Origin of the sequence: Serratia sp. NGAS9 (assembly GCF_009905295.1) — a bacterium.
In the GTDB taxonomy this organism is placed as follows: Bacteria; Pseudomonadota; Gammaproteobacteria; order Enterobacterales; family Enterobacteriaceae; genus Serratia; species Serratia bockelmannii.
In genome coordinates this window covers 2,280,569-2,307,046 of sequence record NZ_CP047605.1, presented here as the reverse complement: position 1 = coordinate 2,307,046, position 26,478 = coordinate 2,280,569, and the positions used below count along the sequence as shown (strand labels likewise).

Below are 26,478 nucleotides of genomic sequence, written 5' to 3'. Positions count from 1 at the left end.
AAGGTTAATTGCCAATAGTGCGGCAATGACGTAGAAGGACGTTTATCGACATGCAAAAAATGACCAACGCGGTACAGAATTACGCTTGGGGCAGCCACGACGCGCTGACCCGTCTTTACGGCATCGCCAACCCGGATAATCAGCCGATGGCCGAACTGTGGATGGGCGCCCATCCCAAGAGCCCTTCCCGCGTGCCGGGCGCCGACGGTGAACTGCGTTCGCTGCGCGATCTGATCGACGAAGACCAGCCAAAACAGCTGGGCGCCAACGTCGCCAGCCGTTTTGGCGAGTTGCCGTTCCTGTTTAAAGTGCTGTGCGCCGATCAGCCGCTGTCGATCCAGGTCCACCCGAGCAAAGCGGCGGCCGAGGTCGGCTTCGCGAAAGAGAACGCCGCCGGCATCCCGCTGAGCGCCGCCGAACGCAACTACAAAGATCCCAATCACAAGCCCGAGCTGGTGTTCGCGCTGACGCCGTTCCTGGCGATGAACGGTTTTCGTGAATTGGCCGATATCGTTTCCCTGCTGCAACCTATCGCCGGCGCGCACCACGATATCGCCGCCTTCCTGCAGCAGCCGGACACCGCCCATCTGTCTACCCTGTTCGCCAGCCTGTTGACGATGAGCTGCGAGCAGAAGTCGCTGGCACTCGGCGTGCTGAAAGCCGCGCTCAACAACCAGCAGGGTGAACCCTGGGATACCGTGCGGTTTATCGCCGGTTTCTATCCGGACGACAGCGGCCTGTTCTCACCGCTGCTGCTGAACGTGGTGCAGCTCGCGCCGGGCGAAGCGATGTTCCTGTATGCCGAAACGCCGCACGCCTACCTGAAAGGCGTGGCGCTGGAAGTGATGGCCAACTCGGATAACGTGCTGCGTGCCGGCCTGACGCCGAAATTTATCGACGTGCCCGAGCTGCTGGCCAACCTGCAGTTTCGCCCGCAGCCGGCTTCCGGCCTGCTGACCCAACCGGAGCGGCGCGGCAACGAGCTGTTCTTCCCGATCCCGGTGGAAGATTTCGCCTTCTCACTGCACGATTTGACCACCGCGCCGCAGGCGCTGGCACAGCGGAGCGCGGCTATCGTGTTCTGCGTCAGCGGCGAAGCGACGCTGGAAAAATCCGGGCAGCACCTGACGCTCAAACCGGGTGAATCCTGCTTTATCGGCGCCTTCGAATCCCCGGTCAACGTCAGCGGCAGCGGCCGCATCGCCCGGGTTTATAACCAACTGGCCTAACCGTTGATAAATTTCAGCAAATTGCTTGCTGAAAGCGAGAGCTGCCCCCACAATTAAACGCCTGCGGGCGTTTTTTGGCGGCCCCTATTTGCCCCTCCCACGCAACGGAGGGTGATAAGAAAAAAGGATGAAACAGAGCTATGAAAAAATCGTTAGTCGCTGTCAGCGTCATTGTCGTTCTTGGCGCAGCATGGACCGGGGCATCCTGGTACACCGGGAAACAGATCGAGCAGCACATGGGCGAAGTCGTCGACAACGCCAACGGCCAACTGAAAGCCTACCTGCCGAAAGCCGGCGTCAAGCTGAGCTATGAAAATTACCAACGCGGCCTGTTCAGCAGTAAAGTGCGTTATGTGCTGCGTTCCGACGGCACGGATACCAGTGAAAACGCGGCGCTGAAAGCCGGTGAAGAAGTGGCGTTCCTGGAAACCATCGATCACGGTCCGTTCCCGTTCGCGCAGCTGAAAAAATTCAACCTGCTGCCGAGCATGGCGTCGGTGCATACCGAGCTGGAAAACACCCCGGCGGTGAAAGGCCTGTTTGAAACCACCAAAGGCAAATCGCTGTTTACCGCCGATTCGCGCATCTCGTACAGCGGCGATACCGCGTCCACCATCGACTTTATCCCACTGGACTACCAGAAGGATAAATCTTCGTTGAAATTCAGCGGCGCCACCATTGACGCCGACGTGTCCCGCGATCTGAAAAAATTCGCGCTGGACGCCAATAGCGACACTATCGTGTTCGCCAGCCCGAACGAATTCGGCCAAAACGAGCAGATCACCTTCCAGGGCTTCAACCTGAAAGGCAACAGCAACGAAAGCAAGTTCGGCGTGAAGCTCGGCGATCAGACGATGACCCTGAAACAGTTCAAACTGACGATCGACGGTAAAGACACCGTGGCGTTGGACGGTTTCAATCTGGTGAGCAAGTTCGGCGAGCAAGGCAGCAGCAACATCGGCGGCCAGATCGATTACACCATGGACGCGCTCAAGGTGCAGGGCAACGACTTCGGCGCCGGTAAACTGACGCTGAAAATCGACAACGTCGACGGCAAGGCGCTGAAAGACTTCTCCGACAGCTACAACCGCCAAACCATGGCGCTGCTGCAGCAGGGCGAGAACCTGGATCCGGACGTCTACGAACAGCAGACCTCCGAGATGCTGCAAAAGAACCTGCCGATGCTGCTGAAAGGCAACCCAAGCCTCAGCATCGCCCCGCTGAGCTGGAAAAACAGCAAGGGTGAGAGCCTCTTCACGCTGGATCTGGCGATGACCGATCCGAGCAAGGCCGCCTCCCCGGCACAGTCGCCGGATCAAGTGATCGCTCAGGCGGTTAAAAAGCTGGATCTCAGCCTGACCATTCCGGAAGCGATGGCCACCGAAGTGACCGCGAAGACCGCTCTGTTGCAGGGTTACAATGAGGAAGACGCGCAGAAACTGGCGCAGCAGCAAGTGCAGGGCCTGGCGGCCATGGGCCAGATGTTCAAGCTGACCACCCAGAAAGACGGCGTGATCGCGAGCAAGTTCCACTACGCTGACAATCAGGTTGACCTGAACGGCAACAAGATGTCTCTGCAGGAGTTCATCGGCCAGTTCGCCATGCTGGGCGCCCCGGCGGAAGACGCTGAACCGGCGCAGGAAGCGGAACCAGCTCCGGCACCGGCGCAGTAATCGCCTGAAAGCCTGACAAGGGCCCCCTGCGGGGCCCTTTTTATTTACCCCTGCAGCGCCGCATACACCGCATCGCGGATCTGCTGCGGATAGCGGCCGCACATGCCCTCAAACGCGGTGTTGGTCAGTATCACCACGCTCAGCTGCGCCTGTGGATCAAAGAACCAGCTGTGGCCATAAACGCCGCCCCAGGTCAGCGTGCCGACATGCTGCGGCGTCTGCGCCGCTTCTGCGTCCACCAGCAGCGCACCGCCGAAACCAAATCCCCAGCCCGGCCCTTGCGTTTGCGCCTGCGCCCCCACATGCGGACTGCGCAGCAACGCCACTGTGTCCGGCTGCAAGATGCCCTGCCCGCCGCTGCGCAACGCTTCCACCAGCTGCAGCACATCGTCGGCATCGCCGACCATGCCCGCGCCGCCGGAAGGATAAGCCTCCGCGTTAAGCGCCCGCGCGGGTGAAAACAGCACCTCGCCCCCCGCCATCTCCTCCGGCAGCGCCACCCGCAGGCCTTCATGCATGCGCTGCGGCCCTTGCGGCGTGTTGTAATACGGCGTCGCCAGATTCGCGGCGTCCGTCGTATAAAACGCGGTATTGCCGAGCCCCAGCGGCTGCGCCACCCATTCGACAAACAGCTGCGGCAGCGGCATGCCCGTCACCCGCACCAACACCGCGCCAAGCACGTCGATAGCCAGCGAATAATTGAAGCGCTCTCCCGGTTGCGACAGCAACGGTGCCTGCGCCAACAGCCGCAGGTTTTGCTCCAGCGTCAGCGTCGACAGCTCCACGCCGTCCTGGATCCCCAACTGATGGTAAACGCCTGCCGGCGGTTGGTTCAGCCGATAGTCCAGCCCGGCGGTATGACTCAGCAAATGACGGATCTTGATCGTCGGGCGCCGGCCATCCGCCAGCGCCGGGGTAAACCACGGCAGCCAGTCGCTGACCGCATCGTCCAGGCTCAGCTTGCCCCGTTCAATCAGGCGCAGCGCCGCCAGCGTGGTATAGGGTTTGGAAACCGACGACAGCCGAAACTGCGTTTCTCGCCGCATCGGCCGCCGCGCTTCGCGATCGGCATAACCGGCCGCGCCGGCGTAACAAATCTCGCCCTGCCGCGCCACCAGCACCACGCTGCCCACGATGCGCCCTTCGGCCATCGCCTGTTGATCGATCGCCGCGATCCGTTCTGTTAACGCCCGTTGTGTTGCCGACATGATTTTTATCTCGCTGAGGGAAAGTAAAACCAGTCTAAAACGTTCGTCATAAATTAAAATAAGGCATAATTTAATGAATCATTAAGCACAGGTTATTAATAGATGAGTTCACTCCTGCAACTGCTGCCCTATTTCGAAGCCGTCGCACGCCTGGGCAACTTTACCCGCGCAGCCAACCAACTGGGCGTCACGCCGCCGGCGGTGTCACAAAACATTCAGGCGCTGGAGAATCAGCTGGGGATGCGCTTATTTCACCGCACCAGCCGCTCGGTGCGCCTCAGCGACGAGGGCCGGTTGTTCTATCAGAAGGTCTCGCCGGCCATGAGCCAGATCGACGTGGCGGCAGACGACGTGCGCACCCTGGGCGCACAGCCGGCGGGCCTGCTGCGCATCACGCTGCCGCAACTGGCCGCTTCGCTGCTGGTGATGCCGCACCTGGCGGAATTTCAACGGCGCTATCCCGAAGTACAGCTTGAGCTGTTTACCGAAGACCGCTTTTCCGATCTGGTACTGGGCAGTTTCGATGCCGGCATTCGCATGCACGCGATGCTGCAAAAGGACATGATCGCCGTGCCAATCGACAACGGCCAGCGCCGGGTGCTGGTCGCCTCGCCCGACTATCTGACGCGCTGCGGCGTACCGGCCACGCCGGACGATCTGCCAGCTCACCACTGCCTGCGCTACCGCTTTCCCGGCAGCGGAAAAATGGAGCCCTGGTATTTCAGCCTGGGCGACGATGAACGCGCGCTGGACGTCAGCGGCAGTTTGATCTTTAACGAGGATCGGTTGATCAAGGATGCGGCATTGGCGGGCCTGGGTATCGCACAGCGTTTTCAGGGCACGGTGGTGCAAGAACTGGCGCAGGGGCAACTGGTGGAAGTGCTGCCGGAGTATGCCAGCGAGGCATCGGGATTTTTCATCTACTTTCCCGCCGGCAGGCATCTGCCGCTCAAGCTGCGCGCCTTTATCGATTTCATGCGCGAGCGGCGTGAACGGCAGCATCGGTGGTAGGGGCGCCTCGCCGGCGCCCCTGAGCGTCAGTGCTTCTCCAGCGCCTGGATGATGTGGTAAGCCGCCTCGACGCGATCGTCATTCGGGAACCACTTGTTGGCCAACATCACCACGGCGATATTCTTCGCCGGGATAAACACCGCGTAGGTGGAGAAACCGCCGGTAGAGCCGGTTTTGTTATACCAGCCGGCGCGCAATTCCGGCTGCGGCGGCGTGATGGCGGTGGCCGGCGTGCCGTTCATGATCATCCCGGCGTTGTTGCCTTCAACCAAACGCGACAGCTTCACCGGATACGGGTAGTTCTCCCACATCAGATCCTGCGTGAACGCACCCGCCTTGTAATAACCGACGTGCGTGGCGGCCAGCGCCTCGCGCCACGGCTGCGCCACCTTCACCTGCTGCAGGTTGGCGTCCAGATAGCGAATCAGATCGCGGGCGTTGGACTTGATGCCGTAAGACTCGGCGTCCAGCGGGCCGGGATTGACCCGCACCGGTTTATCGTCCTTGCTGTAGCCCTGCGCATAGTTGGCCATCTGCGCAGCCGGCACCTGAACGTAGGTGTGGCTCATGCCCAACGCCGGCAGCATCCCCTGTTCCATCGCCTGGATAAACGGCTGGTCGAGGCTCTTGGCGGCGATCATGCCCAGCATGCCGATGCCGAGGTTGGAATAGACGCGGTAGCTGCCCGCCGGGTGTTTCGGCTGCCAGGCCCGGTAGTACGCCATCAGTTGGGCGTTGTCGGTTACGTCGTCCGGCACGAACAGCGGCAAACCGGAGGTATGCGTCGCCAGATTCAGCAGGCTGACGCCGTCGAAGGCGCTGCCGCGCAGCTCGGGCAGGTAGCGGCTGGCCGGGTCTTTAAACGACAGTTTGCCCTGCTGCTGCGCATAGACCGCCAGCGTCGCGGTGAAGGTTTTGCTCAGCGAGCCCACTTCGAACAGCGTCTGCTCGGTGATCGGTTTGCCGGTCTGCTTCGAGGCAACGCCATACGGGTAAATCTGCTGTTTGCCGTCGACCGACACGGCGATCGCCATGCCCGGCACGCCATATTTTTTCATCAGCGGCTGAATAACGGCGTCGATATCCTGCTGCTGCGCGGCGTGCGCGGTCGGCAGGATCAGTGCGGCGATCAGCGCGGCCGCCAGGCGGTTCATTTTCGTCATGATAGAAGCTCTTAGGTTGCAGGGCATCGGCCGCGGCCAAAAGTTTTTGTTGGCGTTATACACGGCGCTTTCCCTGATTGATGATGTCATTCCTTTACGGCTGCCGCGACGCTCTCAGCAGCCGCGCCAAATATCGGATTTTGCCGCCGGGTTGACAAGCGATAATAATTTCAGCCAGCATAAAGAAAAACTTATGGCTATCGACAATGCGCAATCGACTTCCCCTCAACGCCCTGCGGGCGTTCGAATCCTCCGCCCGCCACCTGAACTTCACCCGCGCCGGCCTGGAGCTGCGGGTGACCCAGGCCGCCATCAGCCAGCAGGTACGCATGCTGGAAGAACAGCTGGGCATCCAGCTGTTCCGCCGCCTGCCGCGCGGGCTCGATTTGACCGAAGAGGGTCAGGCGCTGCTGCCGGTGTTGAGCGACGCCTTCGACAGCATTGAGGCGGTGCTGCAGCAGTTCGAAGGCGGGCATTTCCACGAGGTGCTGACGGTGGCGGTGGTCGGCACCTTCGCCGTCGGCTGGCTGATGCCGAGGCTGGCGGCGTTCCGCACGGCGCATCCGTTTATCGATCTGCGGGTGCTAACCCACAACAATCTGGTCAATCTGTCGGCCGACGGTATGGATTTCGCCATCCGCTTCGGCGAAGGCCTCTGGCCCGCCACCTGCAATATTAAGCTGTTCGACGCGCCGCTGACGGTGCTCTGCCCGCCGACGGTCGCCGCGCGCCTGAGCACGCCGCAGGATCTGCAGCACGAGCAGCTGATGCGCACCTACCGCAAGGATGAATGGGAGCGCTGGTTCACGGCGGCGCAGGTGACGCCGTGGCGGATCAACGGCCCGGTGTTCGACTCGTCAAGGCTGATGGTGGAAGGCGCGATCCAGTGCGATGGCGTGGCGCTGGCGCCGGTCAGCATGTTCCGCCGCGAACTGGCCGCCGGCGCGCTGCAAAGGCCGTTTGCCACCGAGGCCGCGCTCGGCGCCTATTGGCTGACCCATTTGAAGTCGCGGGATCTGACGCCGGCGATGAAAACCTTTATCGGTTGGATCCGCCGGGAGGCGGAAGAGGAGCAGCGGCGGGACTAGGCGGAGCCGCGCCGGATCAGCGTCGGCGGCAGAATGACGTTCTGCGCCGGCAGGTCGGCGTCACCGATACGCTGCAGCAGGCGCGCAGCGGCACTGCGCCCCACTTCCCGCGCCGAGCTGGAGACGAAGGTCAGCGGCGGTTCGGTCAGCTCGGCCTCCGGCACGTCGCCGAAACCGATCAGCGCTACCTGCCGGCCGTAGTAGGCGTCGACCCCGTCCGAGCCGATGCTGCGGCCGCTGCGCGTCAGGCCAAAATAGGCGCCGAGCGCGACCGACGCCTTGTGGCAAACGATGGCGGTAATGTTCGGGTAGTGGCGCAGCAGCTGTTCCGCCGCTTCCGCCGCCTCACGCTGCCGGCAATCACACTCGACGATCCATTCGCTGCGAAACGGCAGGCCGTACTGTACCAGCGTGGCGCAAAATCCGCCCAGCCGCTCGGCGCGCGTCAATGAGTCGCTCTGGCCGCCGAGGTAAGCAATTTGGCTGTGGCCGCGTTTGATCAAAAATTCGGTGGCCAGCTTGGCGGCCTGCATATTGTCCGGCCGCACCACGTCCACGCCCTCGAGACCGCTGGAGCGCGCCACGCACACCAGCGGCACGCTCTGCTCGGCCGCCTTTTCCTTCAGGCCCGCCGCCGCGCGGATGCCGCCCGCCAGCACGATGCCGTCAACGCCCTGCGCCAGCAGCGCGTCAAACGCCCGCTGCAAGCCTTGGCCATCGCGCCCGCTCTGGGTTAAAAACAGCAGCTTGTCGTGCGCCTCCAGCGCCTCGCTCAGCCCGGCGGTCATTTCGGCATAGAAGGGTTCGCAGATGTCGCGCAGAATAAGGCCAATCACTCCGGACTCCGCGCCGCGCAGCGTCGCCGCCTGGCGATTGCGCACATAACCCAGCTGCTCTATCGCCTGATTGACCTTCTCGACGGTGGTCGGCGAAATGCGCCCCTTGCCGCTCAACACCAGGGAAACCGTGGTGACCGACACGCCCGCCTGCTGCGCCACATCGGTGATGGTGATTTTTTTGATGCTCATAGTCTCTGCGAACCCGTTCCTGGGCAACCCGCGCCGTAATGATCAAGGGTATACCGAATCCGTTAGCTCAGTAAAACGTTTTACTGCCTGCCGCATTGTCGCCAAAAACCGGGCGGCAGATTTGTGATTGGCGGCGCATTTTTGCTAGGTAAAACGTTTTATCTTCTTTTTACCTAATCAGAAGTCCCCTTTTTGCTCGTCTTTTCGCCAGGAGAAGTCGGTTATGTCAGCAGCCAACAAACCCAAAATCACCCTCTGGGAGTTCTTCCAGAGCCTGGGCAAAACCTTCATGTTGCCCGTCGCCTTGCTCTCTTTCTGCGGCATCATGCTGGGGATCGGCAGCTCGCTGAGCAGCCGCGACGTGATCACCCTGATGCCGTTTATCGGCCACCCGATCTTCCAGCTGATCTTTACCTGGATGAGCAAGGTAGGCTCCTTCGCCTTCAGCTTCCTGCCGGTGATGTTCGCCATCGCCATTCCGCTGGGCATGGCGCGTGAGAACAAGGGCGTCGCCGCCTTCTCCGGCTTCGTCGGCTTCGCCGTGCTGAATCTGGGCACCAACTTCTACCTGACCGCCGCCGGCGTGCTGCCCACCAGCGATCCGCTGGTGCTGAAAGCCAACAATATCCAGAACATCCTCGGCATTCAGTCGATCGATACCGGTATCCTCGGCGCGGTGATCGTCGGCATCATCGTCTATCGCCTGCATGAACGCTTCCACACCATCCGCCTGCCGGACGCACTGGCGTTCTTCGGCGGCACGCGCTTCGTGCCGATCGTCACCACCGTGGTGCTGGGCCTGTGCGGCCTGGTAATCCCGCTGATCTGGCCGTGGTTCGCCGCCGGCATCACCGGGCTGGGCTGGGTGATCAACAGCGCCGGCGCCTTTGGCCCGATGCTGTTCGGCACCGGCGAACGCTTGCTGCTGCCGTTCGGCCTGCAGCACATTCTGGTGGCGCTAATCCGCTTTACCGAGGCGGGCGGTACCATGGAGGTGTGCGGCCACAACGTCAGCGGTGCCCTGACCATCTTCCAGGCGCAGCTCTCCTGCCCAACCACCACCGGCTTCGCCGAGAGCGCCACCCGCTTCCTGTCGCAGGGTAAAATGCCGGCGTTTCTCGGCGGCCTGCCGGGCGCGGCGCTGGCGATGTACCACTGCGCCAAGCCGGAGAACCGTCATAAAATCAAAGGGCTGTTGATTTCCGGCGTGGTGGCCTGCGTGGTTGGTGGCACCACCGAGCCGATCGAGTTCCTGTTCCTGTTCGTCGCGCCGTTCCTGTATCTGATCCACGCGCTGCTCACCGGGTTGGGCTTTACCGTGATGGCGCTGCTGGGCGTGACCATCGGCAACACCGACGGCAACATCATCGACTTCGTGGTGTTCGGCATTCTGCACGGCACCGCCACCAAGTGGTATCTGGTGCCGGTGGTGGCCGCCGTCTGGTTCGTCGGCTATTACGCCATTTTCCGCTTCGCCATCCAGCGTTTTAACATCAAAACGCCGGGCCGTGAGAGCGACAGCGCCGTCAGCCAAAGCGCGACGAGTGGCGCGGTGGGCAAATCCGGCTACAACGTGCCGGCGATTCTGGCGGCGCTCGGCGGCCCGGGCAACATTATCACGCTGGACAACTGCATCACCCGCCTGCGCCTGTCGGTCAACGATATGAGTCAGGTGGACGACGCGGCGCTGAAGGCCCACCGCGCCATCGGCGTGGTGCATCTCAACGACCATAATCTGCAGGTGGTGATCGGTCCGCAGGTGCAATCGGTGAAGGATGAATTAGACTCACTGATAGCCACGGCGCAACCTGCCGCGGCGCTGCAGGGAGCCACCCATGTTTGATTTCTCCACCCCGATCGACCGCCACGGCACCTGGTGCACCCAGTGGGACTATATCGCCGATCGTTTCGGCAGCGACGACCTGCTGCCGTTCACCATCTCCGATATGGATTTCGCCACCGCGCCGTGCATTCTCGAGGCGTTGCAGCAGCGCCTGCAGCACGGCGTGCTGGGCTACAGCCGCTGGCAGCATGAGGATTTTCTCGGCGCGCTGCGCCACTGGTATCAGCAACGCTTCAACACCGCTATCGACACCGCAACGGCGGTGTACGGCCCTTCCGTTATCTACATGGCGGCGCAGCTGATCCGCCAATGGTCCATACCGGGCGACTATGTGGTGACCCATACCCCGGCCTATGACGCCTTCTACAAGGTGATCCTCGCCAACCAGCGCCAGCTGCTGGCCTGCCCGCTGCACAAGGCCGGCGACGACTGGCGCTGCGACATGGCGCATCTCGAAGCGCTGCTGGCGCGGCCGCAGACCAAGATCCTGTTGCTGTGCAGCCCGCATAACCCCACCGGCAAAGTGTGGCGCCGCGACGAGCTGCAGCAGATGGCCGAACTGTGCGAGCGCCATGACGTGCGCGTGATCAGCGATGAAATCCACATGGACATGGTCTGGGGTGAACACCGCCATACGCCGTGGAGCCAGGTGGCGACCGGCGCCTGGGCCTTGCTGACCTCCGGCTCCAAGAGTTTCAACATTCCGGCGCTAACCGGCGCCTACGGCTTTATCAGCGACGACGCCAGCCGCGAAGCCTATTTCCAGCAGCTCAAAGCCCGCGATGGCCTCTCCTCGCCGGCGGTGCTGGCGGTGGCGGCGCACGTGGCCGCCTACCGCCACGGCGAACCCTGGCTGGACGCCCTGCGCGACTACCTGCAGGATAATCTGACCTACGTCGCCGAGCGGCTGGAGCAGGCGTTTCCCGCGCTGGGCTGGCGCCCGCCGCAGGCCACCTACCTGGCCTGGATCGATCTGCGGCCGCTGGCCGTGGACGATCGGGCGCTGCAGCAGGTGCTGATCGAGCGTGAAAAGGTGGCGATCATGCCGGGCTTTACCTACGGCGAGGAAGGCCGCGGGTTCCTGCGTCTCAACGTCGGCTGCCCGCGCAGCAAGCTGGAGGCCGGCATGGACAAGCTGATCGCCGGATTGAGGTTGGTGCTGGACGAGCAATAACGCGAGGGGGCGAGCCTCTGCCCGCCCCGGCGTTACGCCTGAACAGACGGGATCTCCTCCAGATGACGATAAACCGTCAATCCCCACTCGTTGGCCAGCCGCACGTCGTTATCGGCCCCCGCAGACGCCCCTTCGATGCGATACACCGCCTGACACTGTGCAATCAGCCGATGCGCCACCGGGTAAAGAAACGCCTCGCTCACCGCATCGCCAACCTGAGTGGAACCTGCCGCCGCCGCCAAAGGCAGCGCCAGCCACTCGCCGATCACCGGCACGTGCCCCCGCTGGTAAACCGCCAGCGCGGCCTGTTCCAGGCGCGCCAGATTGGCGGCGATACGCTGCGGATCGCCATCGGTGCCGCTGCGATAAGGGCCAGCAATCAAGATTTGTTGTGCTTTCATCGTTCTTCCTCCAACGTCCGGTTCAAGGCGACAAACTGCAGCAGCATGATGGTCTTGGCGTCAACGATCGTGCCCTGGCGAATCGCCTGCAGGGCTTGCGCCAGCGGCAGCTCGAGCACCTCCAGATCTTCCCCCTCCGCCGCCAACCCGCCGCCCTCGTTGATGCGGTCGCCCGCCTGATATTCGCCGACGAAAAAGTGCAGCTTCTCGGTGACCGAGCCTGGGCTCATATAGGCTTCGAATACTTTCTCCACGCTCTGCACGAAATAGCCGGTTTCCTCTTCCGCTTCGGCGCGAATGCGTGCCTCCGGCGACGCGTTGTCCAGCAACCCGGCGGCGGCCTCAATCAACATGCCGTCATGGCCGTTGACGAAGGCCGGAAAGCGGAACTGGCGCGTCAGGATCACCGTTTGCGCCTGCCGGTTGAACAGCAAAATGACCGCGCCATCACCGCGATCGTAGGTCTCGCGACTTTGCCGCTGCCAGACGCCGTCGCGCCGCAGAAAATCAAAGGTGGTTTTTTTCAGCAGGTACCAGTCATCGGACAACACCCGGGTTTCGACAATGCGAACCCTGTCTTTAGTGGCTATCATCGGTTTACTCCGCCAGAGGAAGGAAATTGATACTATCGTGCAGTTTCGTGTATGATCAAGATATTTCGTGCAAACCAAATTTGAGAGGAAAATGGCCATGTTGACCAGCCAACGCAAGAAAATCATCCTGGAAAAACTGGCTCAGGACGGCCAGGTGTTAGCCAAGCAGCTCAGCGAAATGTTCGGGCTGTCGGAAGATACGGTCCGGCGCGATCTGCGCGAATTGGACGCCGAAGGGTTGCTACAGCGGGTGCATGGCGGCGCCCTGCCGGTTTCTTCCGCCATTGCCAGCTTTGCCGAACGCAATCAGTTGGAATCCGGCGCCAAACGCGCGATCGCCAAAGCGGCAGCGGCGCTGATCGCCACCGGCCAGGTAGTGATTATCGACGGAGGCACCACCTCTGCAGAGCTGGTCAGGCAACTGCCGGCCAACCTCAACGCCACCATCGTCACCCACAGCCCCAGCGTCGCCGTGGGCCTGGTCGATCACCCCACGGTCGAGGTGATTCTGATCGGTGGCCGGCTGTACAAGCATTCGATCGTCAGCGTCGGCGCCGCCGCGGTGGAAGCGATGTCGCATATTCGCGCCGATCTCTATTTTATGGGCGTGACCGGCGTACACCCCACTGCGGGGCTGAGCACCGGCGATCTGGAGGAGGCTTACATCAAACGCGCGCTGGCGGCCCGCGCGGCGGAAACCGTGGTGCTGGCTTCCGCCGCCAAGCTTAACGCCGCCTCGCAGTATGCGATCGGCGATATTACGCTGGCGCACACCATCATCGTTGAGCGGGCTACCGATGACGCGCTGATCGCGCCGTTGCAGCAGGCGGGCGTCAGCGTGTTGAAAGCCTGATTCACGACGATAATGCGATATATCTCGCATTATTTGTGATTAACATCACTTTTTTATGCAACGCGATGGCAAGTTTCATCCATTTGTTTTTATACTGTTCTGCACTTTACCTACGATAATTAGCGAGTGCCCAGCATGATCGATCCCCGCCTACCGCTTACCGACATTCACCGCCATCTCGACGGCAACATCCGCGCGCAGACCATTCTCGACCTCGGTCGCCAGTTCAATCTCTCCCTGCCGGCCAACGATTTGGAGAGCCTGCGCCCGCACGTGCAGATCACCCATGCCGAACCGGATCTGGTCAGCTTCCTGCAGAAACTGGACTGGGGCGTGGCGGTGCTGGGCGATCTGGACGCCTGCCGCCGGGTGGCTTACGAAAACGTCGAGGACGCCGCCAACGCCGGCCTGCACTACGCCGAGCTGCGTTTTTCCCCTTACTACATGGCGATGAAGCATCAGTTGCCGGTCGCCGGCGTGGTGGAAGCGGTGATCGACGGGATCCGCTCGGGCTGCCGCGATCGCGACATCGACATTCGCCTGATCGGCATCATGAGCCGCACCTTCGGCGAGGCTGCCTGTCTGCAAGAGCTGGAAGGATTGCTGGCGCACCGCGACGGCATTACCGCGCTGGACTTGGCGGGCGATGAGCTGGGCTTCCCCGGTAGCCTGTTCCTCGGCCACTTCAACCGCGCGCGCGACGCCGGCCTGCGCATCACCGTGCACGCGGGCGAAGCCGCCGGCCCGGAAAGCATCTGGCAGGCGATCCGCGAGCTGGGCGCCGAACGTATCGGCCACGGGGTGAAAGCGATCGAAGATCCAGCGCTGATGGACTTCCTGGCGGAACACGGCATCGGCATCGAGTCCTGCCTGACCTCCAACATCCAGACCAGCACCGTGCCGTCGCTGGCGCAGCATCCGCTGGCCACTTTCCTGCGCCACGGCGTGCTGGCGTCGATCAACACCGACGATCCGGCGGTTCAGGGCATCGAGATCGAGCATGAATACCGCGTCGCCGCGCCGCAGGCCGGGCTGACGCCGGAAGAAATCCGCACCGCTCAGGAAAATGGCCTGAAGCTGGCTTTCCTCAGCGAACAGGAAAAACAGGCACTGCGCGCCAAAGTGCAGGGCTAAATCTCCCAAGGCGCCAAACGGCGCCTTCTTCTCATCCCCCGTTTTCTTCCGCCTGCTCGTCTTTATCGCTGTTTTCACCCCATCACTCTGTGGCAAGAGAGGAATTCCGTATGTCTGACAAACTACGCCGCATCGTGCTGACCGGCGGCCCGGGTTCGGGCAAAAGCACGCTCATCGACGTTCTTCATCGCCGTGGTTACCCGCACTCCTTGGAGGCGGGCCGGGCGATTATTCAGCATCAGGTGAATATTGGGGGTAATGCGCTACCGTGGGGCGATCGTCAGGCTTTCGCCGAGCGGATGCTCGATTGGGAACTGCATTCATGGCGCGAAGCGACGGGTGCAACATGTTGGTTCTTCGATCGCGGCCTGCCGGATATCGCCGGTTACCTGACGCTGTGCGGATTATCGATCCCCGCCCCCTTAACGGCGGCGATCGACGCCTTTCGCTATGCCGATACGGTGTTCATCGCCCCACCGTGGCGAGCGATTTATGCGCAGGACAGCGAGAGGAAACAGTCTTTCGCCGAAGCCGAGCAGACCTATCGGGCGATGGTGGCCATCTATCGCCGTTATGGCTATCGGCTGCAAGAGCTGCCGCGCGTTTCACCCGATGAGCGCGCCGACTTTCTGCTCGACGCGCTGAGCCACCGTTAGCGGCCTGCGGCCTATTTGGCCACCAGCGCCTCCGCCTCGGCCCGCTGTTTAGCGGTTTTACGCGCATAGCGCTGCGCCAGCACCGCGCACACCATCAGTTGAACCTGGTGGAAAATCATCAGCGGCAGCACCATGGCGCCCACCGCCGCGGCCGGGAACAGCACGTTGGCCATCGGGATGCCGTTCGCCAGGCTCTTTTTCGAGCCGCAGAAGACGATGGTGATTTCATCGGCGGTGTTGAAGCCCAGCCAACGCGCCGCATAGGTGTTGATCACCAGCACCACCGTCAGCAGCACCAGCGACATCACCAGGATGGTCAGCAGCGACCAACCGTCGATACGGTGCCAAATCCCTTCCACCACCGCCGCGCTGAATGCGGTATACACCACCAGCAGGATCGATGAACGGTCGGTCAAGTTGATCAACTTGCGATGGCGATCGACCCACTTGCCGATCAATGGCCGCGCCAGGTGACCGACCACAAATGGCACCATCAATTGCAGAATGATCGAACCGATGGCGTGCAATACGTCGGTATTGCCGCCCTGGGTATGCATCAATGCTCCCACCAGCAGCGGCGACAGGAACACGCCGAGAATGCTCGACGCCGAGGCGCTGCAGATCGCCGCCGCCACGTTGCCGCCCGCCGCCGACGTAAAGGCGATGGCCGATTGCACCGTGGCCGGCAGCGCGCACAGGTAGAGGAAGCCGAGATAGACCGTCGGCGTCATGATGCCCGGCACCAGCAGGTTCATCGCCAGCCCGAGCAGCGGGAACAGCGCAAAGGTGCTGAGGAACACCAGCAGGTGCAGCTTCCAGTGACTCATGCCGGCGATGATCGCCTCGCGCGACAGCTTGGCGCCGTGCATAAAGAACAGCAGCGCGATGGCGGCGGTGGTCAGGTGTTCAAAGAAGGTTTTCCAGATGCCTTCGCAGGGGAACAGCGAGGCGACGATCACCACAAAAATCAGAACCAGCAAAAATTTATCAATGCGCAAACGCTGCAACCAGGACATGAAACGGATTTCCTTGCACGTAAAGTCGTAAAAAGGCCCGACGTTGCGCCGGGCACAGAGGAATGAACGGGATCAGACCACCGGCAGCGCCTGCTGCAGCCGGGCCGATTCCAACCCCAGTTCGATCAATGCCATTACCGCGATGGCGTCGGCGGCCGGCACCGGATTTTCGCCTATGCCGGCAATCGCGTCGCGCACCGCCGCGTAAAAAGCCGGGTAATTGCCGGGAATATTGAGCAGCGGTTTCTCAGCCAGCAGATCGTCACGTGACAGCGTCACTACACCATCGCGCATGTCATAGCCCCAGTCGGCCTGTGGCAGGCGCTCGCCGGCCTTCAGCCGGTCTTCCTGCGGATCCAGACCGTATTTGACATAGCTGCCACGGGTGCCGTGCACCACGTAGCGCGGGCTCTCTGCCGCAGCCAGCATGCTGGCGTGCAGCACCACACGGCGATCGCCATAGCTCAGCAGCGCGTGGAAATAGTCCACCGCCTGCGCCCCCGGCCGCAGCTCACCCAGATCGACAAACAGCCGTTCGGGTTTGCCGAAGAGTTGCAGCGCCTGATCGAGCAGATGCGGCCCCAAATCGAACCAGATACCGCTGCCGACGCCGCCTTGTTCACGCCAGCGCTGGCGCACCTGCGGCCGATAGCGATCGAAATGTGACTCGAAATACACCACCTCGCCCAGCGAACCGTCGTTTAACAGCGCTTTAAGGGTGAGGAAATCGCTGTCCCAGCGGCGGTTGTGGAACACCGACAGCAATAAACCACTCTGCTGCGCCTGCTGTTGCAGTGCCTGCGCTTGTGACAATGTCACGGTAAACGGTTTATCCACCACCACGTGCTTGCCGGCGGCCAACGCCTGCTGCGCCAGCGGGAAATGGGTATCGTTGGGGGTAGGAATTACGATCAGATCGAGGGCCGGATCGGCGAACAGCGCCTGCGCACCACCCACCACCGTCATCGACGGCCAGTCGGCGTGCACTTTGCCGGCATCGCTGCTGGAGACGGCGGCCAGCGCCAGCCCCGGTGTACCGGCAATCAGCGGCGCATGAAAGGTTTTGCCGGCGTAGCCGTAACCGACCAGCCCGACACGAATTTTCTCAGCCATGGGATTTCCTCTTGCTGGCTCACGACAGACCCTTTCGATTTGACACCATGCGGCCGGATGGAACAAGAAGTAAATGAGATGTTAATTCGAAGCGAGGCCGGCGTAGCCAAACGTGCGGCCCGGCGTCGCGATGCCGAGCTATCCGGTTGATAGAGATGACGAAGCCTATATTACCCGCTAAGCTATGCCGCCTGTGATCCCCGTTTCAATCAGGAAGCCTTTATGTCTCAAGCTGAATACACTCGTATCGGCGGTTGGTTGCTGGCCCCGCTGGCCTATCTGATCGTCACCCTGCTCAGCGCCAGCCTGATGCTGCTCCTGTACGCCATGGCGATCTTCATGCCCGAGTCGCGCGACTATCTGTTGACCAACGCCCAGGCATTTACCCTGCAATGGTACTTTTCGGTGCTGACCACGCTTTTGATGTGGGGCTTCACCCTGTGGCTGGTGTTTCTGTTTTGCCAGCGCTCGCAGCGCTTCCCCAAACTGTTCTTGTTATGGCTGCTGATCACGGTAATTCTGGCGGTGAAAGCCTTCGCCTTCGCGCCGGTGCCGGATGAAGTGGCGGTGCGCAGCCTCGGCTGGCCGCTGCTGATGGCGGCGCTGCTGGTGCCTTACATCAAGCGTTCGCAGCGGGTCAAAGGGACCTTTACCGAACGTTAAAGGGAGTTGCAGCACGTTTTATTGGGTGGTTTGTGTAAATTTTCACCAAAAAAGGCAATACCCCTGCGATTCATATGTTGTCGTCCGGCCGCCGATTCCCGATAATAGGCGGCTTTTATTTTTTTAGGCATCGCAATGACCGAATACCTGCTCCTGTTTGTCGGCACCGTACTGGTGAACAACTTCGTTCTGGTGAAGTTTCTTGGCCTGTGCCCGTTCCTCGGCGTTTCCAAGAAGCTGGAAAGCGCCATCGGCATGGGAATGGCCACCACCTTCGTTATGACGCTGGCCTCCGTCAGCGCCTGGGTGATCAACACCTTTATTCTGGTTCCGCTGGATCTGGTGTATCTGCGCACGCTCTCTTTCATTCTGGTGATCGCCGTCGTCGTTCAGTTCACCGAGATGGTGGTGCGCAAGACCAGCCCGGCACTCTACCGCCTGCTGGGCATCTTCCTGCCGCTGATCACCACCAACTGTGCGGTGCTGGGCGTAGCGTTGCTTAACGTCAACCTCGGCTATAACTTCCTGCAGTCCGCCGTTTACGGCTTCAGCGCCGCCGCCGGTTTCTCGCTGGTGATGGTGCTGTTCGCCGCCATTCGCGAACGTCTGGCGGTCGCCGACGTCCCGGCGCCGTTCCGCGGCTCCTCGATCGCGCTGATCACCGCCGGGCTGATGTCGCTGGCCTTTATGGGCTTTACCGGGCTGGTGAAATTCTAATGACTGCGTTGTGGATAGCTATCGCGGCTTTAAGCGCGCTCGGGCTGCTGTTCGGACTGGTGCTGGGCTACGCCGCGCGCCGTTTTGAGGTGGAAGAGGATCCGGTCGCCGAGCAGGTCGACGCAATCCTGCCGCAGAGCCAGTGCGGCCAGTGCGGCTACCCCGGCTGTCGCCCCTATGCCGAGGCAGTGGCCAACGGCGAGATGATCAACAAATGCGCGCCAGGCGGCGAACAGGTGATGCTGAAACTGGCGGAGCTGCTCAACGTAGAGCCGCAGCCGCTGGGTAGCGAAGCCGCCGCCGAGCCGGAGCGTAAGGTGGCCTATATCGACGAGGCCAACTGCATCGGTTGCACCAAGTGCATTCAGGCCTGCCCGGTGGACGCCATCGTCGGCGCCACCCGCGCCATGCATACCGTCATTACCGACCTCTGTACCGGCTGCGATCTGTGCGTCGCCCCTTGCCCTACCGACTGTATTGAAATGAGACCGGTCGCTACCACCACCGCCAACTGGAAGTGGGACATGAAGACGATCCCGGTGCAAGTGATCCACGTGGAGCAACATGCTTAATCTGTTCGCCGCCTTTAAAAAAGACCGGATCTGGGATTTCGACGGCGGGATCCATCCACCGGAAATGAAAACGCAGTCCAGCGGTACGCCGCTGCGTGTCGCTCCCCTGCCCAAGACCTTTATCATTCCGCTGCAGCAGCACCTGGGGCCGGAAGGCGAACTGTGCGTCAACGCCGGCGATCGGGTGTTGAAAGGCCAACCGCTGACCGTCGGCCGCGGCCGCACCGTGCCGGTGCATGCCCCGACCTCGGGCACCGTCAGCGCCATTACGCCGCACATCACCGCCCATCCGTCCGGGCTGACGGAGCTGTGCGTGATAATCGAGGCAGACGGGGAAGACCGCTGGTGCGAGCGCGATCCGGTGGCGGACTATCGTCAATCCCCTGTTGCGGAACTGATTCAACGTATTCATCAGGCCGGCATCGCCGGTCTGGGCGGCGCCGGTTTCCCGACCGCCAGCAAGCTGCAAGGCGGCATGAGCGGCGTGGAAACGCTGATCCTCAACGCCGCCGAGTGCGAGCCTTACATCACCGCCGACGACCGCCTGATGCAGGAACATGCCGATCAGATCATTGAAGGCACGCAGATCCTGCAACACATTCTGCAACCCAAGCTCACGCTGATCGGCATCGAAGACAACAAACCGGAGGCAATCGCGGCGCTGAAACAGGCGTTACGCGGCCAGTCCAGCATTGCGCTGCGCGTCATCCCGACCAAATACCCGTCCGGTGGCGCCAAGCAGCTGACCAAAATTTTGACCGGCAAGGAAGTGCCGCACGGCAAACACTCCTCCGCTATCGGCGTATTGATGCAAAACGTCGGCACCGCCTTCGCCATCAAGCGAGCGATCGTCAACGGCGAACCGCTGATTGAGCGCGTAGTGACCCTGACCGGCGAGGCGATCGAGCGCCCCGGCAACCTGTGGGCGCGCATCGGCACGCCGGTGCAGCACCTGCTTGACTTCACCGGTTTCCGCCCGCAGGCGCAGCAGATGGTGGTCATGGGTGGCCCGCTGATGGGCTTCACCCTGCCCGCGCTGAACGTGCCAATCGTCAAGATTAGCAACTGCATTCTGGCGCCGACGGTCGATGAAATGACGCCGCAGGAACCCGAGCAATCCTGCATCCGCTGCGGCCTGTGCGTGGACGCTTGCCCCGCCGGGCTGCTGCCGCAACAGCTGTACTGGTTCAGCCGCGGGCAGGAGCACGACAAGGCACGTAACCACAACCTGTTCGATTGCATCGAATGCGGCGCCTGCGCGTTCGTCTGCCCCAGCAACATTCCGCTGGTGCAGTACTACCGGCAGGAAAAGGCCGAAATCAAGGCTATCGATCTGGAGGCGGCGCGCACCGCCGAGGCCAAGGCCCGTTTCGAAGCCAAACAGGCCCGTCTGGAGCGCGAGAAACTGGCGCGCGAAGAGCGACATAAAAAGGCCGCCGTGAAACTGACCGACGACGATCAGGGCGCGGTGCAGGCCGCGCTGGCGCGCGTACGCAGCAAGAATGCCGAAGCGGCGGTTACGCCGGTCGACGGCCAGCAGCCGGACAACAGCGAGATGATCGCTGCCCGCGAAGCACGTAAAGCGCAGGCGCGCGAACGACGTGCCCAGCTGGCTGCCGAGGTGGAAACGAAAGCACCGCCGGCGGCCACCGGCGATGACGCGCGTAAAGCCGCCGTGGCCGCGGCGCTGGCCCGCGTGAAAGCGCGTAAAGAAGCGCCGGCCGCAACAGAGGACGATCCGCGGAAAGCGGCCGTTGCTGCCGCCTTGGCGCGCGTGAAGGCCAAAAAAGCGGAGCAACAATCTGACGCCCCTGCAGCGGCGGAACCGGCTCCGGCAACCGCCGAGGAAGATCCGCGCAAGGCCGCGGTGGCAGCGGCTATCGCCCGCGCCAAAGCCAAAAAAGCCGCGCAGCAGGCCGATGCCCCTGCAGCGGCGGAACCGGCTCCGGCTGCCGCCGAGGAAGACCCGCGCAAAGCCGCGGTTGCCGCGGCACTGGCACGTGTAAAAGCCAAGAAAACCGCGCAACAGGCGGATGCTCCTGCAGCGGCGGAACCGGCTCCGGCAATCGCCGAGGAAGATCCGCGCAAGGCCGCGGTGGCAGCGGCTATCGCCCGCGCCAAAGCCAAAAAAGCCGCGCAGCAGGCCGATGCCCCTGCAGCGGCGGAACCGGCTCCGGCTGCCGTCGAGGAAGACCCGCGCAAAGCAGCGGTTGCCGCGGCACTGGCACGTGTAAAAGCCAAGAAAGCCGCGCAGCAGGCGGATGCTCCTGCAGCGGCGGAACCGGCTCCGGCTGCCGCCGAGGAAGACCCGCGCAAGGCGGCGGTGGCAGCGGCTATCGCCCGCGCCAAAGCCAAAAAAGCCGCCAGGGAATCGCTGACGGCGGAAACGGAAGACAAATGATGACAGCGGCGCCTGGCCACAGCCCGGCGCCGTTTAATCGATAGAAATCAGGTAGGTGTAATCCACTTCAATCTGGCGCAGTTTGGATTCCGGATTCCACTCTTTGGTTTGAATGATCTCCATTTCCATACTGCCGCGCACCTCATCCTTCAGCCCCGGCATCACATGCGACATCAGGTAGCCGAAAAACTGCAGACACTCTTTCGCCGTGCCCTTATGGTTGATGGAGATAAACTCGCGGCTCGGCAGATGGAAGGTGTCGATCTGATGGTTGGAAAGAATATCCTTTTTGTGTTCAGGATCGACCGCCATCACCAACGTGGACGAGAGCTCGTCGCCCTCCCCGGCATGAGGAGAATAAATGCTGTAAATTCGCCGACAGTCAACGTGCAACCCCTTGAAGAAGTCGTTGAAAATCTCGTCCTTCATCGCCATGCAGGAAGAATATTCCAGCTCCTGTTCGGAGGCGAAATCCAACCGGCGCGTGAAGCCGACCAACTGCATGTCGGGCAGCGTCAACCGCTTCACTTCCGGATAATAACCGGCACCGTAGCTGGCTTCGAAGTTAAAGCGCGGCATCAGGTTTTTCACGTCCCAGTGCGCCATCGAGCGGTAGCGATTGGGCGTGGTGCCGAAGCGCTGCTTGAACATGCGGGTGAAGGTCTGCTGTGAATCGAAGCCCAGCTCATCGGAAATGTCGATGATGGAGCGGCGAGTAATGCGCAGCGCCACCGCGGCGCGCGTCAGGATGCGCGAACGGATATAGGTGGCGAGTTGAATGCCGGTAATACGCTTGAATTTACGCTGCAGATGCCACTTGGAATAGCCCGAAATACGCGCGACTTCATCCAGGTTTGGCCGTTTCTCCAGATGTATCTCCACCCACTCAATTAGCTCTTCAATAAAAAAAATGTCTTCATTTGTCATTATTATGGATTCACTGACTCAATAATGTTCGCGATAGTAACCTACACGGATTATGTGAAAGTTGTTATTTTGTGCGGAAATCTGGAGAAAAATGATATCTCATTCAGACGCTTAACCCATTTTCCGCGGTCGATGGCGGCACAAGTTCCACTGACAATTCCTCACGTTAGCCCATTTACCGGCCAAAAAAAAATCAAATCGCGCCGTCCCGATCGCCAGATGTGCGGAAAGCCGAATACCCCTACCATTAAGGCGTATTACCCTCGCATCGAATCAGGTAGAATGCTCGGCTATTATTTTTTGCCGCGCCCGCAATTCGGCGCATCGAAACTGCCGCAGGCGCGGCGCAGAAGGTATCGTTACTCTATGAAGTTCAGGCCGGTATCACCCACAGCCGCCAAAGGCTTACACATCGCCAGCTCGCCGTTCACCCACAACCAGCAAAGCACCAGCCGCATTATGCTGTGGGTGATGTTGGCGTGCATTCCCGGCATCGCGGCGCAGATTTGGTTTTTCGGCTACGGCGTGTTGATCCAGGTGGCGCTGGCGGCGATCGTCGCGCTGGCGGCGGAAGGCGCGATCCTAAAACTGCGCAAGCTGCCGGTGCGCAGCCGGCTGGCGGATAACTCCGCCCTGCTGACCGCGCTGCTGCTCGGCATCAGCCTGCCGCCGCTGGCACCCTGGTGGATGATCGTCATCGGTACGTTCTTCGCCATCGTCATCGCCAAGCAGCTGTACGGCGGCCTTGGGCAGAACCCGTTCAACCCGGCGATGGTCGGTTACGTGGTGCTGCTGATCTCCTTCCCGGTGCAGATGACCAGTTGGCTGCCGCCGGATGAGCTGCGCGCCACCGCGCTACCGTTCCACGACACACTGCTGGCCATTTTCAGCGGCCATACTTCGCAAGGCGCGACGCTGCATGAACTGCAGATGGGCGTGGACGGCATCAGCCAGGCCACGCCGCTCGATGGCTTCAAAACCGGCCTGCGCAGCGGCCACAGCGTGGAACAGGTGTTGCAGCAGCCGCTGTTCGGCGGCGCCCTGGCCGGCATCGGCTGGCAGTGGGTCAACCTCGGCTTCTTGGCCGGTGGTCTGTTTATGCTGGCGCGCCGCCTGATCCATTGGCAGATCCCGTTCAGCATGTTGGCCGCCATCGCTTTCTGTTCCGGTCTGGCCTGGTGGCTCGATCCGGCGCATCAGGCTTCGCCGCTGATCCACCTGTTCTCCGGCGCCAGCATGCTGGGCGCGTTCTTCATCGCCACCGACCCGGTCAGCGCCTCCACTACGCCGAAGGGCCGTTTGATCTACGGCGCGCTGATCGGCGTGCTGGTGTGGCTGATCCGCGTCTATGGCGGCTACCCTGACGGCGTGGCCTTCGCCGTGCTGCTCGCCAACATCACCGTCCCGTTAATCGACCACTACACGCAGCCGCGCGTGTACGGCCATCGCTAAGGAGCCGCCATGCTGAATTCCATGAGAAAGCACGGCACCACGCTGGCGGTGTTTGCGGCGGTCACCACTGGCCTGACCGCCGTGGTCTACGCCCTGACGAAAACCACCATCGCCCATCAGGCGGCGCTGCAGCAAAAAGCACTGCTCGATCAGGTGGTACCGCCAGAAAACTACGACAACATCATGCAGAACGAGTGCTTCCTGGTCAGCGACCCGGCGCTCGGAGACGGCGCGCCGCACCGTTTATACCTGGCGCGCAAAAACGGGCAGCCAACCGCCGCTGCGCTGGAAACCACCGCGCCGGACGGTTACTCCGGCGCCATCAAGCTGCTGGTCGGCGCCGATTTCAACGGCACGGTGCTCGGCACCCGGGTGATTGAGCACCACGAAACCCCGGGGCTGGGTGACAAAATTGAACTACGCATTTCCGACTGGATTTCTTTCTTCAGCGGCAAGAAAATCGAAGGCCCTGACGATAAGCGCTGGGCGGTGAAGAAAGACGGCGGTATGTTCGACCAGTTCACCGGCGCGACCATCACCCCGCGTGCGGTGGTCAATGCGGTGCGGCGCACGGCATTGTATATGGAAACGCTGCCGCCTAAACTTGAAAGCTTACCTGCGTGTGGAGCCAGCGAATGAGTGAAGCCAAAGAATTGATCGTCCAGGGGTTGTGGAAAAATAACTCCGCCCTGGTGCAGCTGCTGGGCATGTGTCCGTTGCTGGCGGTGACGTCCACCGTCACCAACGCGCTGGGCCTGGGGCTGGCCACCACGCTGGTGCTGACGTTGACCAACGCCTCCATCTCCGCGGTGCGCCGCTGGGTACCGAGCGAGGTGCGTATTCCTATCTACGTGATGATCATCGCCGCGGTGGTGAGCATCGTGCAGATGCTGATCAACGCCTATGCCTTCGGGCTGTATCAGTCGCTGGGCATCTTTATTCCATTGATCGTGACCAACTGCATCGTGGTGGGCCGCGCCGAAGCGGTGGCCGCCAAGAAGCCGGTCGGCCTCTCGGCGCTGGACGGCATGGCTATCGGTCTCGGCGCTACTGGCGTGATGGTGACGCTGGGCTCGATGCGCGAACTGCTGGGCAACGGCACGCTGTTCGACGGTGCCGACCTACTGCTGGGCAGTTGGGCCAAGTCGCTGCGCATCGAAGTGGTGCACTTCGACAGCCCGTTCCTGCTGGCGATGCTGCCGCCGGGTGCCTTTATCGGCCTGGGGCTGCTGCTGGCGGTCAAATATCTGATCGACGAAAGAATGAAGGCACGCAAAGCCCGCGCCGTGGCAGTGGAACCGCTGTTGGAACAAGGACGTGCTGAGAAGGCCTGATGAACAAGCAGAAGCGACTGGAAATTCTGACCCGGCTGCGCGACAACAACCCGCACCCGACCACCGAGCTGGTGTACACCACGCCATTTGAACTGCTGATTGCGGTGCTGCTGTCTGCGCAGGCCACCGACGTAAGCGTCAACAAGGCGACCGCCAAGCTTTACCCGGTCGCCAACACCCCCGCCGCCATGCTGGCGCTGGGGGTTGATGGCGTCAAGGAGTACATCAAGACCATCGGTCTGTTCAACAGCAAGGCCGAAAACGTGATCAAGACCTGCCGCATGCTGCTGGAGCTGCACGGCGGCGAAGTACCGGAGGATCGCGCCGCGCTGGAAGCACTACCGGGCGTCGGCCGCAAGACCGCCAACGTGGTGCTCAATACTGCCTTCGGCTGGGCGACCATCGCCGTCGACACCCATATCTTCCGGGTGTGCAATCGCACCCACTTCGCGCCGGGCAAGAACGTCGATCAGGTGGAAGAGAAGCTGTTGAAGGTGGTGCCCGCCGAATTCAAGGTCGATTGCCACCACTGGCTGATCCTGCACGGGCGCTACACCTGCATCGCGCGTAAACCGCGCTGCGGTTCCTGCATTATCGAAGACCTGTGCGAGTATAAAGAAAAGGTTTATCCGGAATCCTGAGCCTGTTGGGTGCGGCAAACCGCACCCGTCGCTTCATCTCTCCCCGCCAGCGCCTCTTTTTTATCGGAAATGTGATATCGCGCAGCAGTAACCCCGGTGTTATCGCGGTTTTCAGTGAAAAACTCAGTGCCGTGTTATTTTCAAGCGAAAAATTAGTCGAAAATTGCGGTGAACGTCACGCTTTCAGGATCACAAGGCGTTCACAAATGCCAGCCCCGTTTTCTTAAATTTCTATAATTTTACAAAATGCGTCATATGCACAACATTCCAATGGATTAATAACCACACATACACTGATGCGCTAAAAAATAGCAATTCAGCAGAATATATCCCTGTTTAAAATCCGTATAGCTTTTAATCAAAACAAAAAATCGGCAAATCATTAAAACCCGAAAGTTAATACTGCATAACATTTGCAACATCGCAGCATAATCCTGCGAGCGTTAAATGTAACCGAATATGACAAACTGCTTGCCACGTTGACAAAGATAGTGAACATTAACCGCCGTCCCCATCCTATAACAACGCAAAAGGATGCCGTTCCGCATCAACTTTTGTACTTTCCCGTCCTCCAAAGACGGGCTGCGA

Annotated in this window: 25 protein-coding genes; 17 read left to right on the top strand and 8 right to left on the bottom strand. The window is 61.3% G+C overall.

Translation table 11 applies throughout. From position 1 onward, the window contains the following. Nucleotides 1-50: 50 nt before the first annotated feature. Together manA and GUC32_RS11190 are read left to right on the top strand one after the other, a co-directional pair. The gene (manA, locus tag GUC32_RS11195; protein ID WP_369435726.1) at nt 51-1,229 is read left to right on the top strand and encodes a mannose-6-phosphate isomerase; all 1,179 of its coding nucleotides are present in this window, start codon (nt 51-53) and stop codon (nt 1,227-1,229) included. A 140-nt stretch (nt 1,230-1,369) separates the two neighbouring features. Then, entirely contained in the window at nt 1,370-2,902 is a 1,533-nt protein-coding gene (locus GUC32_RS11190) for a YdgA family protein (RefSeq protein ID WP_025302700.1), read from the top strand. Nucleotides 2,903-2,946: 44 nt separating this feature from the next. Here GUC32_RS11190 and GUC32_RS11185 read toward each other — a convergent pair whose 3' ends face one another. Continuing rightward, on the bottom strand, nt 2,947-4,110 hold the full coding sequence (locus GUC32_RS11185) for a serine hydrolase domain-containing protein (RefSeq protein ID WP_369435725.1): 1,164 nt from the start codon (nt 4,108-4,110) through the stop codon (nt 2,947-2,949). 102 nt (nt 4,111-4,212) lie between these two features. On the opposite strand from GUC32_RS11185, the gene GUC32_RS11180 reads away from it, so the two are divergent. Next, nucleotides 4,213-5,121, top strand: coding sequence for a LysR family transcriptional regulator (locus GUC32_RS11180; RefSeq protein ID WP_369435724.1), 909 nt, complete (start codon nt 4,213-4,215; stop codon nt 5,119-5,121). A gap of 26 nt (nt 5,122-5,147) precedes the next feature. On the opposite strand, the gene blaSRT is transcribed toward GUC32_RS11180, so the two are convergent. Further along, on the bottom strand, nt 5,148-6,284 hold the full coding sequence (gene blaSRT / locus GUC32_RS11175; protein WP_025302697.1) for an SRT/SST family class C beta-lactamase: 1,137 nt from the start codon (nt 6,282-6,284) through the stop codon (nt 5,148-5,150). A 206-nt stretch (nt 6,285-6,490) separates the two neighbouring features. Here blaSRT and GUC32_RS11170 point away from each other — a divergent pair, with 206 nt between their 5' ends. After that, a complete protein-coding gene (locus GUC32_RS11170; RefSeq protein WP_043143290.1) occupies nt 6,491-7,372 on the top strand; it encodes a LysR family transcriptional regulator in 882 nt (293 codons plus the stop codon). Here GUC32_RS11170 and GUC32_RS11165 read toward each other — a convergent pair. Continuing rightward, nucleotides 7,369-8,400, bottom strand: coding sequence for a Mal regulon transcriptional regulator MalI (locus GUC32_RS11165; RefSeq protein ID WP_147823743.1), 1,032 nt, complete (start codon nt 8,398-8,400; stop codon nt 7,369-7,371). The genes GUC32_RS11170 and GUC32_RS11165 overlap by 4 nt on opposite strands. A gap of 223 nt (nt 8,401-8,623) precedes the next feature. Here GUC32_RS11165 and malX point away from each other — a divergent pair, with 223 nt between their 5' ends. Together malX and GUC32_RS11155 are read left to right on the top strand one after the other, a co-directional pair. Next, entirely contained in the window at nt 8,624-10,243 is a 1,620-nt protein-coding gene (gene malX, locus GUC32_RS11160; RefSeq protein WP_197825463.1) for a maltose/glucose-specific PTS transporter subunit IIBC, read from the top strand. Then, nucleotides 10,236-11,417, top strand: a complete 1,182-nt coding sequence (locus tag GUC32_RS11155) for a MalY/PatB family protein (protein WP_043143295.1) — start codon at nt 10,236-10,238, stop codon at nt 11,415-11,417. The genes malX and GUC32_RS11155 overlap by 8 nt, the downstream gene beginning before the upstream one ends. A 32-nt stretch (nt 11,418-11,449) precedes the next feature. On the opposite strand, the gene GUC32_RS11150 is transcribed toward GUC32_RS11155, so the two are convergent. Together GUC32_RS11150 and GUC32_RS11145 are read right to left on the bottom strand one after the other, a co-directional pair. After that, nucleotides 11,450-11,818: a hypothetical protein gene (locus GUC32_RS11150; RefSeq protein WP_033640470.1), complete on the bottom strand. Its 369-nt coding sequence runs from the start codon at nt 11,816-11,818 to the stop codon at nt 11,450-11,452. Beyond that, the gene (locus GUC32_RS11145) at nt 11,815-12,411 is read right to left on the bottom strand and encodes an NUDIX domain-containing protein (RefSeq protein ID WP_025302691.1); all 597 of its coding nucleotides are present in this window, start codon (nt 12,409-12,411) and stop codon (nt 11,815-11,817) included. Before GUC32_RS11145 ends, GUC32_RS11150 begins: the two co-directional genes overlap by 4 nt. A 97-nt stretch (nt 12,412-12,508) precedes the next feature. On the opposite strand from GUC32_RS11145, the gene GUC32_RS11140 reads away from it, so the two are divergent. From GUC32_RS11140 to GUC32_RS11130, 3 genes are all read left to right on the top strand, one after another. After that, complete coding sequence (locus GUC32_RS11140) at nt 12,509-13,264, top strand: DeoR/GlpR family DNA-binding transcription regulator (RefSeq protein WP_311271834.1); 756 nt, start codon at nt 12,509-12,511, stop codon at nt 13,262-13,264. 135 nt (nt 13,265-13,399) lie between these two features. Then, on the top strand, nt 13,400-14,398 hold the full coding sequence (add, locus tag GUC32_RS11135; protein WP_169541213.1) for an adenosine deaminase: 999 nt from the start codon (nt 13,400-13,402) through the stop codon (nt 14,396-14,398). Nucleotides 14,399-14,508: 110 nt separating this feature from the next. Further along, a complete protein-coding gene (locus GUC32_RS11130) occupies nt 14,509-15,054 on the top strand; it encodes an AAA family ATPase (RefSeq protein ID WP_167324278.1) in 546 nt (181 codons plus the stop codon). A gap of 11 nt (nt 15,055-15,065) precedes the next feature. Here the strand turns inward: GUC32_RS11130 and GUC32_RS11125 are convergent, their stop codons facing one another. Next, nucleotides 15,066-16,070: a bile acid:sodium symporter family protein gene (locus tag GUC32_RS11125; RefSeq protein WP_089180848.1), complete on the bottom strand. Its 1,005-nt coding sequence runs from the start codon at nt 16,068-16,070 to the stop codon at nt 15,066-15,068. A gap of 72 nt (nt 16,071-16,142) precedes the next feature. Beyond that, on the bottom strand, nt 16,143-17,183 hold the full coding sequence (locus GUC32_RS11120) for an oxidoreductase (RefSeq protein ID WP_127146134.1): 1,041 nt from the start codon (nt 17,181-17,183) through the stop codon (nt 16,143-16,145). Nucleotides 17,184-17,405: 222 nt separating this feature from the next. On the opposite strand from GUC32_RS11120, the gene GUC32_RS11115 reads away from it, so the two are divergent. The 4 genes from GUC32_RS11115 to rsxC all read left to right on the top strand — a co-directional run bounded on the left by GUC32_RS11115 (nt 17,406) and on the right by rsxC (nt 21,536). Beyond that, the gene (locus tag GUC32_RS11115; protein WP_016927891.1) at nt 17,406-17,846 is read left to right on the top strand and encodes a DUF2569 domain-containing protein; all 441 of its coding nucleotides are present in this window, start codon (nt 17,406-17,408) and stop codon (nt 17,844-17,846) included. Nucleotides 17,847-17,981: 135 nt separating this feature from the next. After that, nucleotides 17,982-18,563 (top strand): electron transport complex subunit RsxA, encoded by a 582-nt coding sequence (rsxA, locus tag GUC32_RS11110; protein ID WP_004938443.1) that lies wholly within the window; start codon nt 17,982-17,984, stop codon nt 18,561-18,563. Further along, nucleotides 18,563-19,135: an electron transport complex subunit RsxB gene (gene rsxB / locus GUC32_RS11105; protein WP_004938428.1), complete on the top strand. Its 573-nt coding sequence runs from the start codon at nt 18,563-18,565 to the stop codon at nt 19,133-19,135. The genes rsxA and rsxB overlap by 1 nt, the downstream gene beginning before the upstream one ends. Then, nucleotides 19,128-21,536 (top strand): electron transport complex subunit RsxC, encoded by a 2,409-nt coding sequence (rsxC, locus tag GUC32_RS11100; RefSeq protein ID WP_369435723.1) that lies wholly within the window; start codon nt 19,128-19,130, stop codon nt 21,534-21,536. Before rsxB ends, rsxC begins: the two co-directional genes overlap by 8 nt. A 33-nt stretch (nt 21,537-21,569) precedes the next feature. Here the strand turns inward: rsxC and GUC32_RS11095 are convergent, their stop codons facing one another. Then, complete coding sequence (locus GUC32_RS11095) at nt 21,570-22,463, bottom strand: helix-turn-helix domain-containing protein (protein ID WP_025302685.1); 894 nt, start codon at nt 22,461-22,463, stop codon at nt 21,570-21,572. A gap of 366 nt (nt 22,464-22,829) precedes the next feature. Here GUC32_RS11095 and rsxD point away from each other — a divergent pair, with 366 nt between their 5' ends. Genes rsxD through nth form a run of 4 tightly spaced genes read left to right on the top strand, consistent with a single transcriptional unit; the run spans nt 22,830 to nt 25,890 of the window. After that, nucleotides 22,830-23,915 carry an electron transport complex subunit RsxD gene (gene rsxD / locus GUC32_RS11090; RefSeq protein ID WP_025302684.1) on the top strand — a complete coding sequence of 362 codons (1,086 nt, stop codon included), beginning with the start codon at nt 22,830-22,832 and terminating at the stop codon, nt 23,913-23,915. Between the two features lie 9 nt (nt 23,916-23,924). After that, nucleotides 23,925-24,554, top strand: a complete 630-nt coding sequence (gene rsxG, locus GUC32_RS11085; protein ID WP_025302683.1) for an electron transport complex subunit RsxG — start codon at nt 23,925-23,927, stop codon at nt 24,552-24,554. Beyond that, nucleotides 24,551-25,249, top strand: a complete 699-nt coding sequence (locus GUC32_RS11080; protein ID WP_025302682.1) for an electron transport complex subunit E — start codon at nt 24,551-24,553, stop codon at nt 25,247-25,249. Before rsxG ends, GUC32_RS11080 begins: the two co-directional genes overlap by 4 nt. Continuing rightward, nucleotides 25,249-25,890 carry an endonuclease III gene (gene nth, locus GUC32_RS11075; protein ID WP_019455952.1) on the top strand — a complete coding sequence of 214 codons (642 nt, stop codon included), beginning with the start codon at nt 25,249-25,251 and terminating at the stop codon, nt 25,888-25,890. The genes GUC32_RS11080 and nth overlap by 1 nt, the downstream gene beginning before the upstream one ends. Nucleotides 25,891-26,478: the final 588 nt, after the last annotated feature.

What these genes read in the sequence shown, in the direction of transcription:
- manA (WP_369435726.1), top strand. Translation starts at nt 51, where the DNA reads ATGCAAAAAATGACCAACGCGGTACAGAATTACGCTTGGGGCAGCCAC.
- GUC32_RS11190 (WP_025302700.1), top strand. Translation starts at nt 1,370, where the DNA reads ATGAAAAAATCGTTAGTCGCTGTCAGCGTCATTGTCGTTCTTGGCGCA.
- GUC32_RS11185 (WP_369435725.1), bottom strand. Translation starts at nt 4,110, where the DNA reads ATGTCGGCAACACAACGGGCGTTAACAGAACGGATCGCGGCGATCGAT.
- GUC32_RS11180 (WP_369435724.1), top strand. Translation starts at nt 4,213, where the DNA reads ATGAGTTCACTCCTGCAACTGCTGCCCTATTTCGAAGCCGTCGCACGC.
- blaSRT (WP_025302697.1), bottom strand. Translation starts at nt 6,284, where the DNA reads ATGACGAAAATGAACCGCCTGGCGGCCGCGCTGATCGCCGCACTGATC.
- GUC32_RS11170 (WP_043143290.1), top strand. Translation starts at nt 6,491, where the DNA reads ATGCGCAATCGACTTCCCCTCAACGCCCTGCGGGCGTTCGAATCCTCC.
- GUC32_RS11165 (WP_147823743.1), bottom strand. Translation starts at nt 8,400, where the DNA reads ATGAGCATCAAAAAAATCACCATCACCGATGTGGCGCAGCAGGCGGGC.
- malX (WP_197825463.1), top strand. Translation starts at nt 8,624, where the DNA reads ATGTCAGCAGCCAACAAACCCAAAATCACCCTCTGGGAGTTCTTCCAG.
- GUC32_RS11155 (WP_043143295.1), top strand. Translation starts at nt 10,236, where the DNA reads ATGTTTGATTTCTCCACCCCGATCGACCGCCACGGCACCTGGTGCACC.
- GUC32_RS11150 (WP_033640470.1), bottom strand. Translation starts at nt 11,818, where the DNA reads ATGAAAGCACAACAAATCTTGATTGCTGGCCCTTATCGCAGCGGCACC.
- GUC32_RS11145 (WP_025302691.1), bottom strand. Translation starts at nt 12,411, where the DNA reads ATGATAGCCACTAAAGACAGGGTTCGCATTGTCGAAACCCGGGTGTTG.
- GUC32_RS11140 (WP_311271834.1), top strand. Translation starts at nt 12,509, where the DNA reads ATGTTGACCAGCCAACGCAAGAAAATCATCCTGGAAAAACTGGCTCAG.
- add (WP_169541213.1), top strand. Translation starts at nt 13,400, where the DNA reads ATGATCGATCCCCGCCTACCGCTTACCGACATTCACCGCCATCTCGAC.
- GUC32_RS11130 (WP_167324278.1), top strand. Translation starts at nt 14,509, where the DNA reads ATGTCTGACAAACTACGCCGCATCGTGCTGACCGGCGGCCCGGGTTCG.
- GUC32_RS11125 (WP_089180848.1), bottom strand. Translation starts at nt 16,070, where the DNA reads ATGTCCTGGTTGCAGCGTTTGCGCATTGATAAATTTTTGCTGGTTCTG.
- GUC32_RS11120 (WP_127146134.1), bottom strand. Translation starts at nt 17,183, where the DNA reads ATGGCTGAGAAAATTCGTGTCGGGCTGGTCGGTTACGGCTACGCCGGC.
- GUC32_RS11115 (WP_016927891.1), top strand. Translation starts at nt 17,406, where the DNA reads ATGTCTCAAGCTGAATACACTCGTATCGGCGGTTGGTTGCTGGCCCCG.
- rsxA (WP_004938443.1), top strand. Translation starts at nt 17,982, where the DNA reads ATGACCGAATACCTGCTCCTGTTTGTCGGCACCGTACTGGTGAACAAC.
- rsxB (WP_004938428.1), top strand. Translation starts at nt 18,563, where the DNA reads ATGACTGCGTTGTGGATAGCTATCGCGGCTTTAAGCGCGCTCGGGCTG.
- rsxC (WP_369435723.1), top strand. Translation starts at nt 19,128, where the DNA reads ATGCTTAATCTGTTCGCCGCCTTTAAAAAAGACCGGATCTGGGATTTC.
- GUC32_RS11095 (WP_025302685.1), bottom strand. Translation starts at nt 22,463, where the DNA reads ATGACAAATGAAGACATTTTTTTTATTGAAGAGCTAATTGAGTGGGTG.
- rsxD (WP_025302684.1), top strand. Translation starts at nt 22,830, where the DNA reads ATGAAGTTCAGGCCGGTATCACCCACAGCCGCCAAAGGCTTACACATC.
- rsxG (WP_025302683.1), top strand. Translation starts at nt 23,925, where the DNA reads ATGCTGAATTCCATGAGAAAGCACGGCACCACGCTGGCGGTGTTTGCG.
- GUC32_RS11080 (WP_025302682.1), top strand. Translation starts at nt 24,551, where the DNA reads ATGAGTGAAGCCAAAGAATTGATCGTCCAGGGGTTGTGGAAAAATAAC.
- nth (WP_019455952.1), top strand. Translation starts at nt 25,249, where the DNA reads ATGAACAAGCAGAAGCGACTGGAAATTCTGACCCGGCTGCGCGACAAC.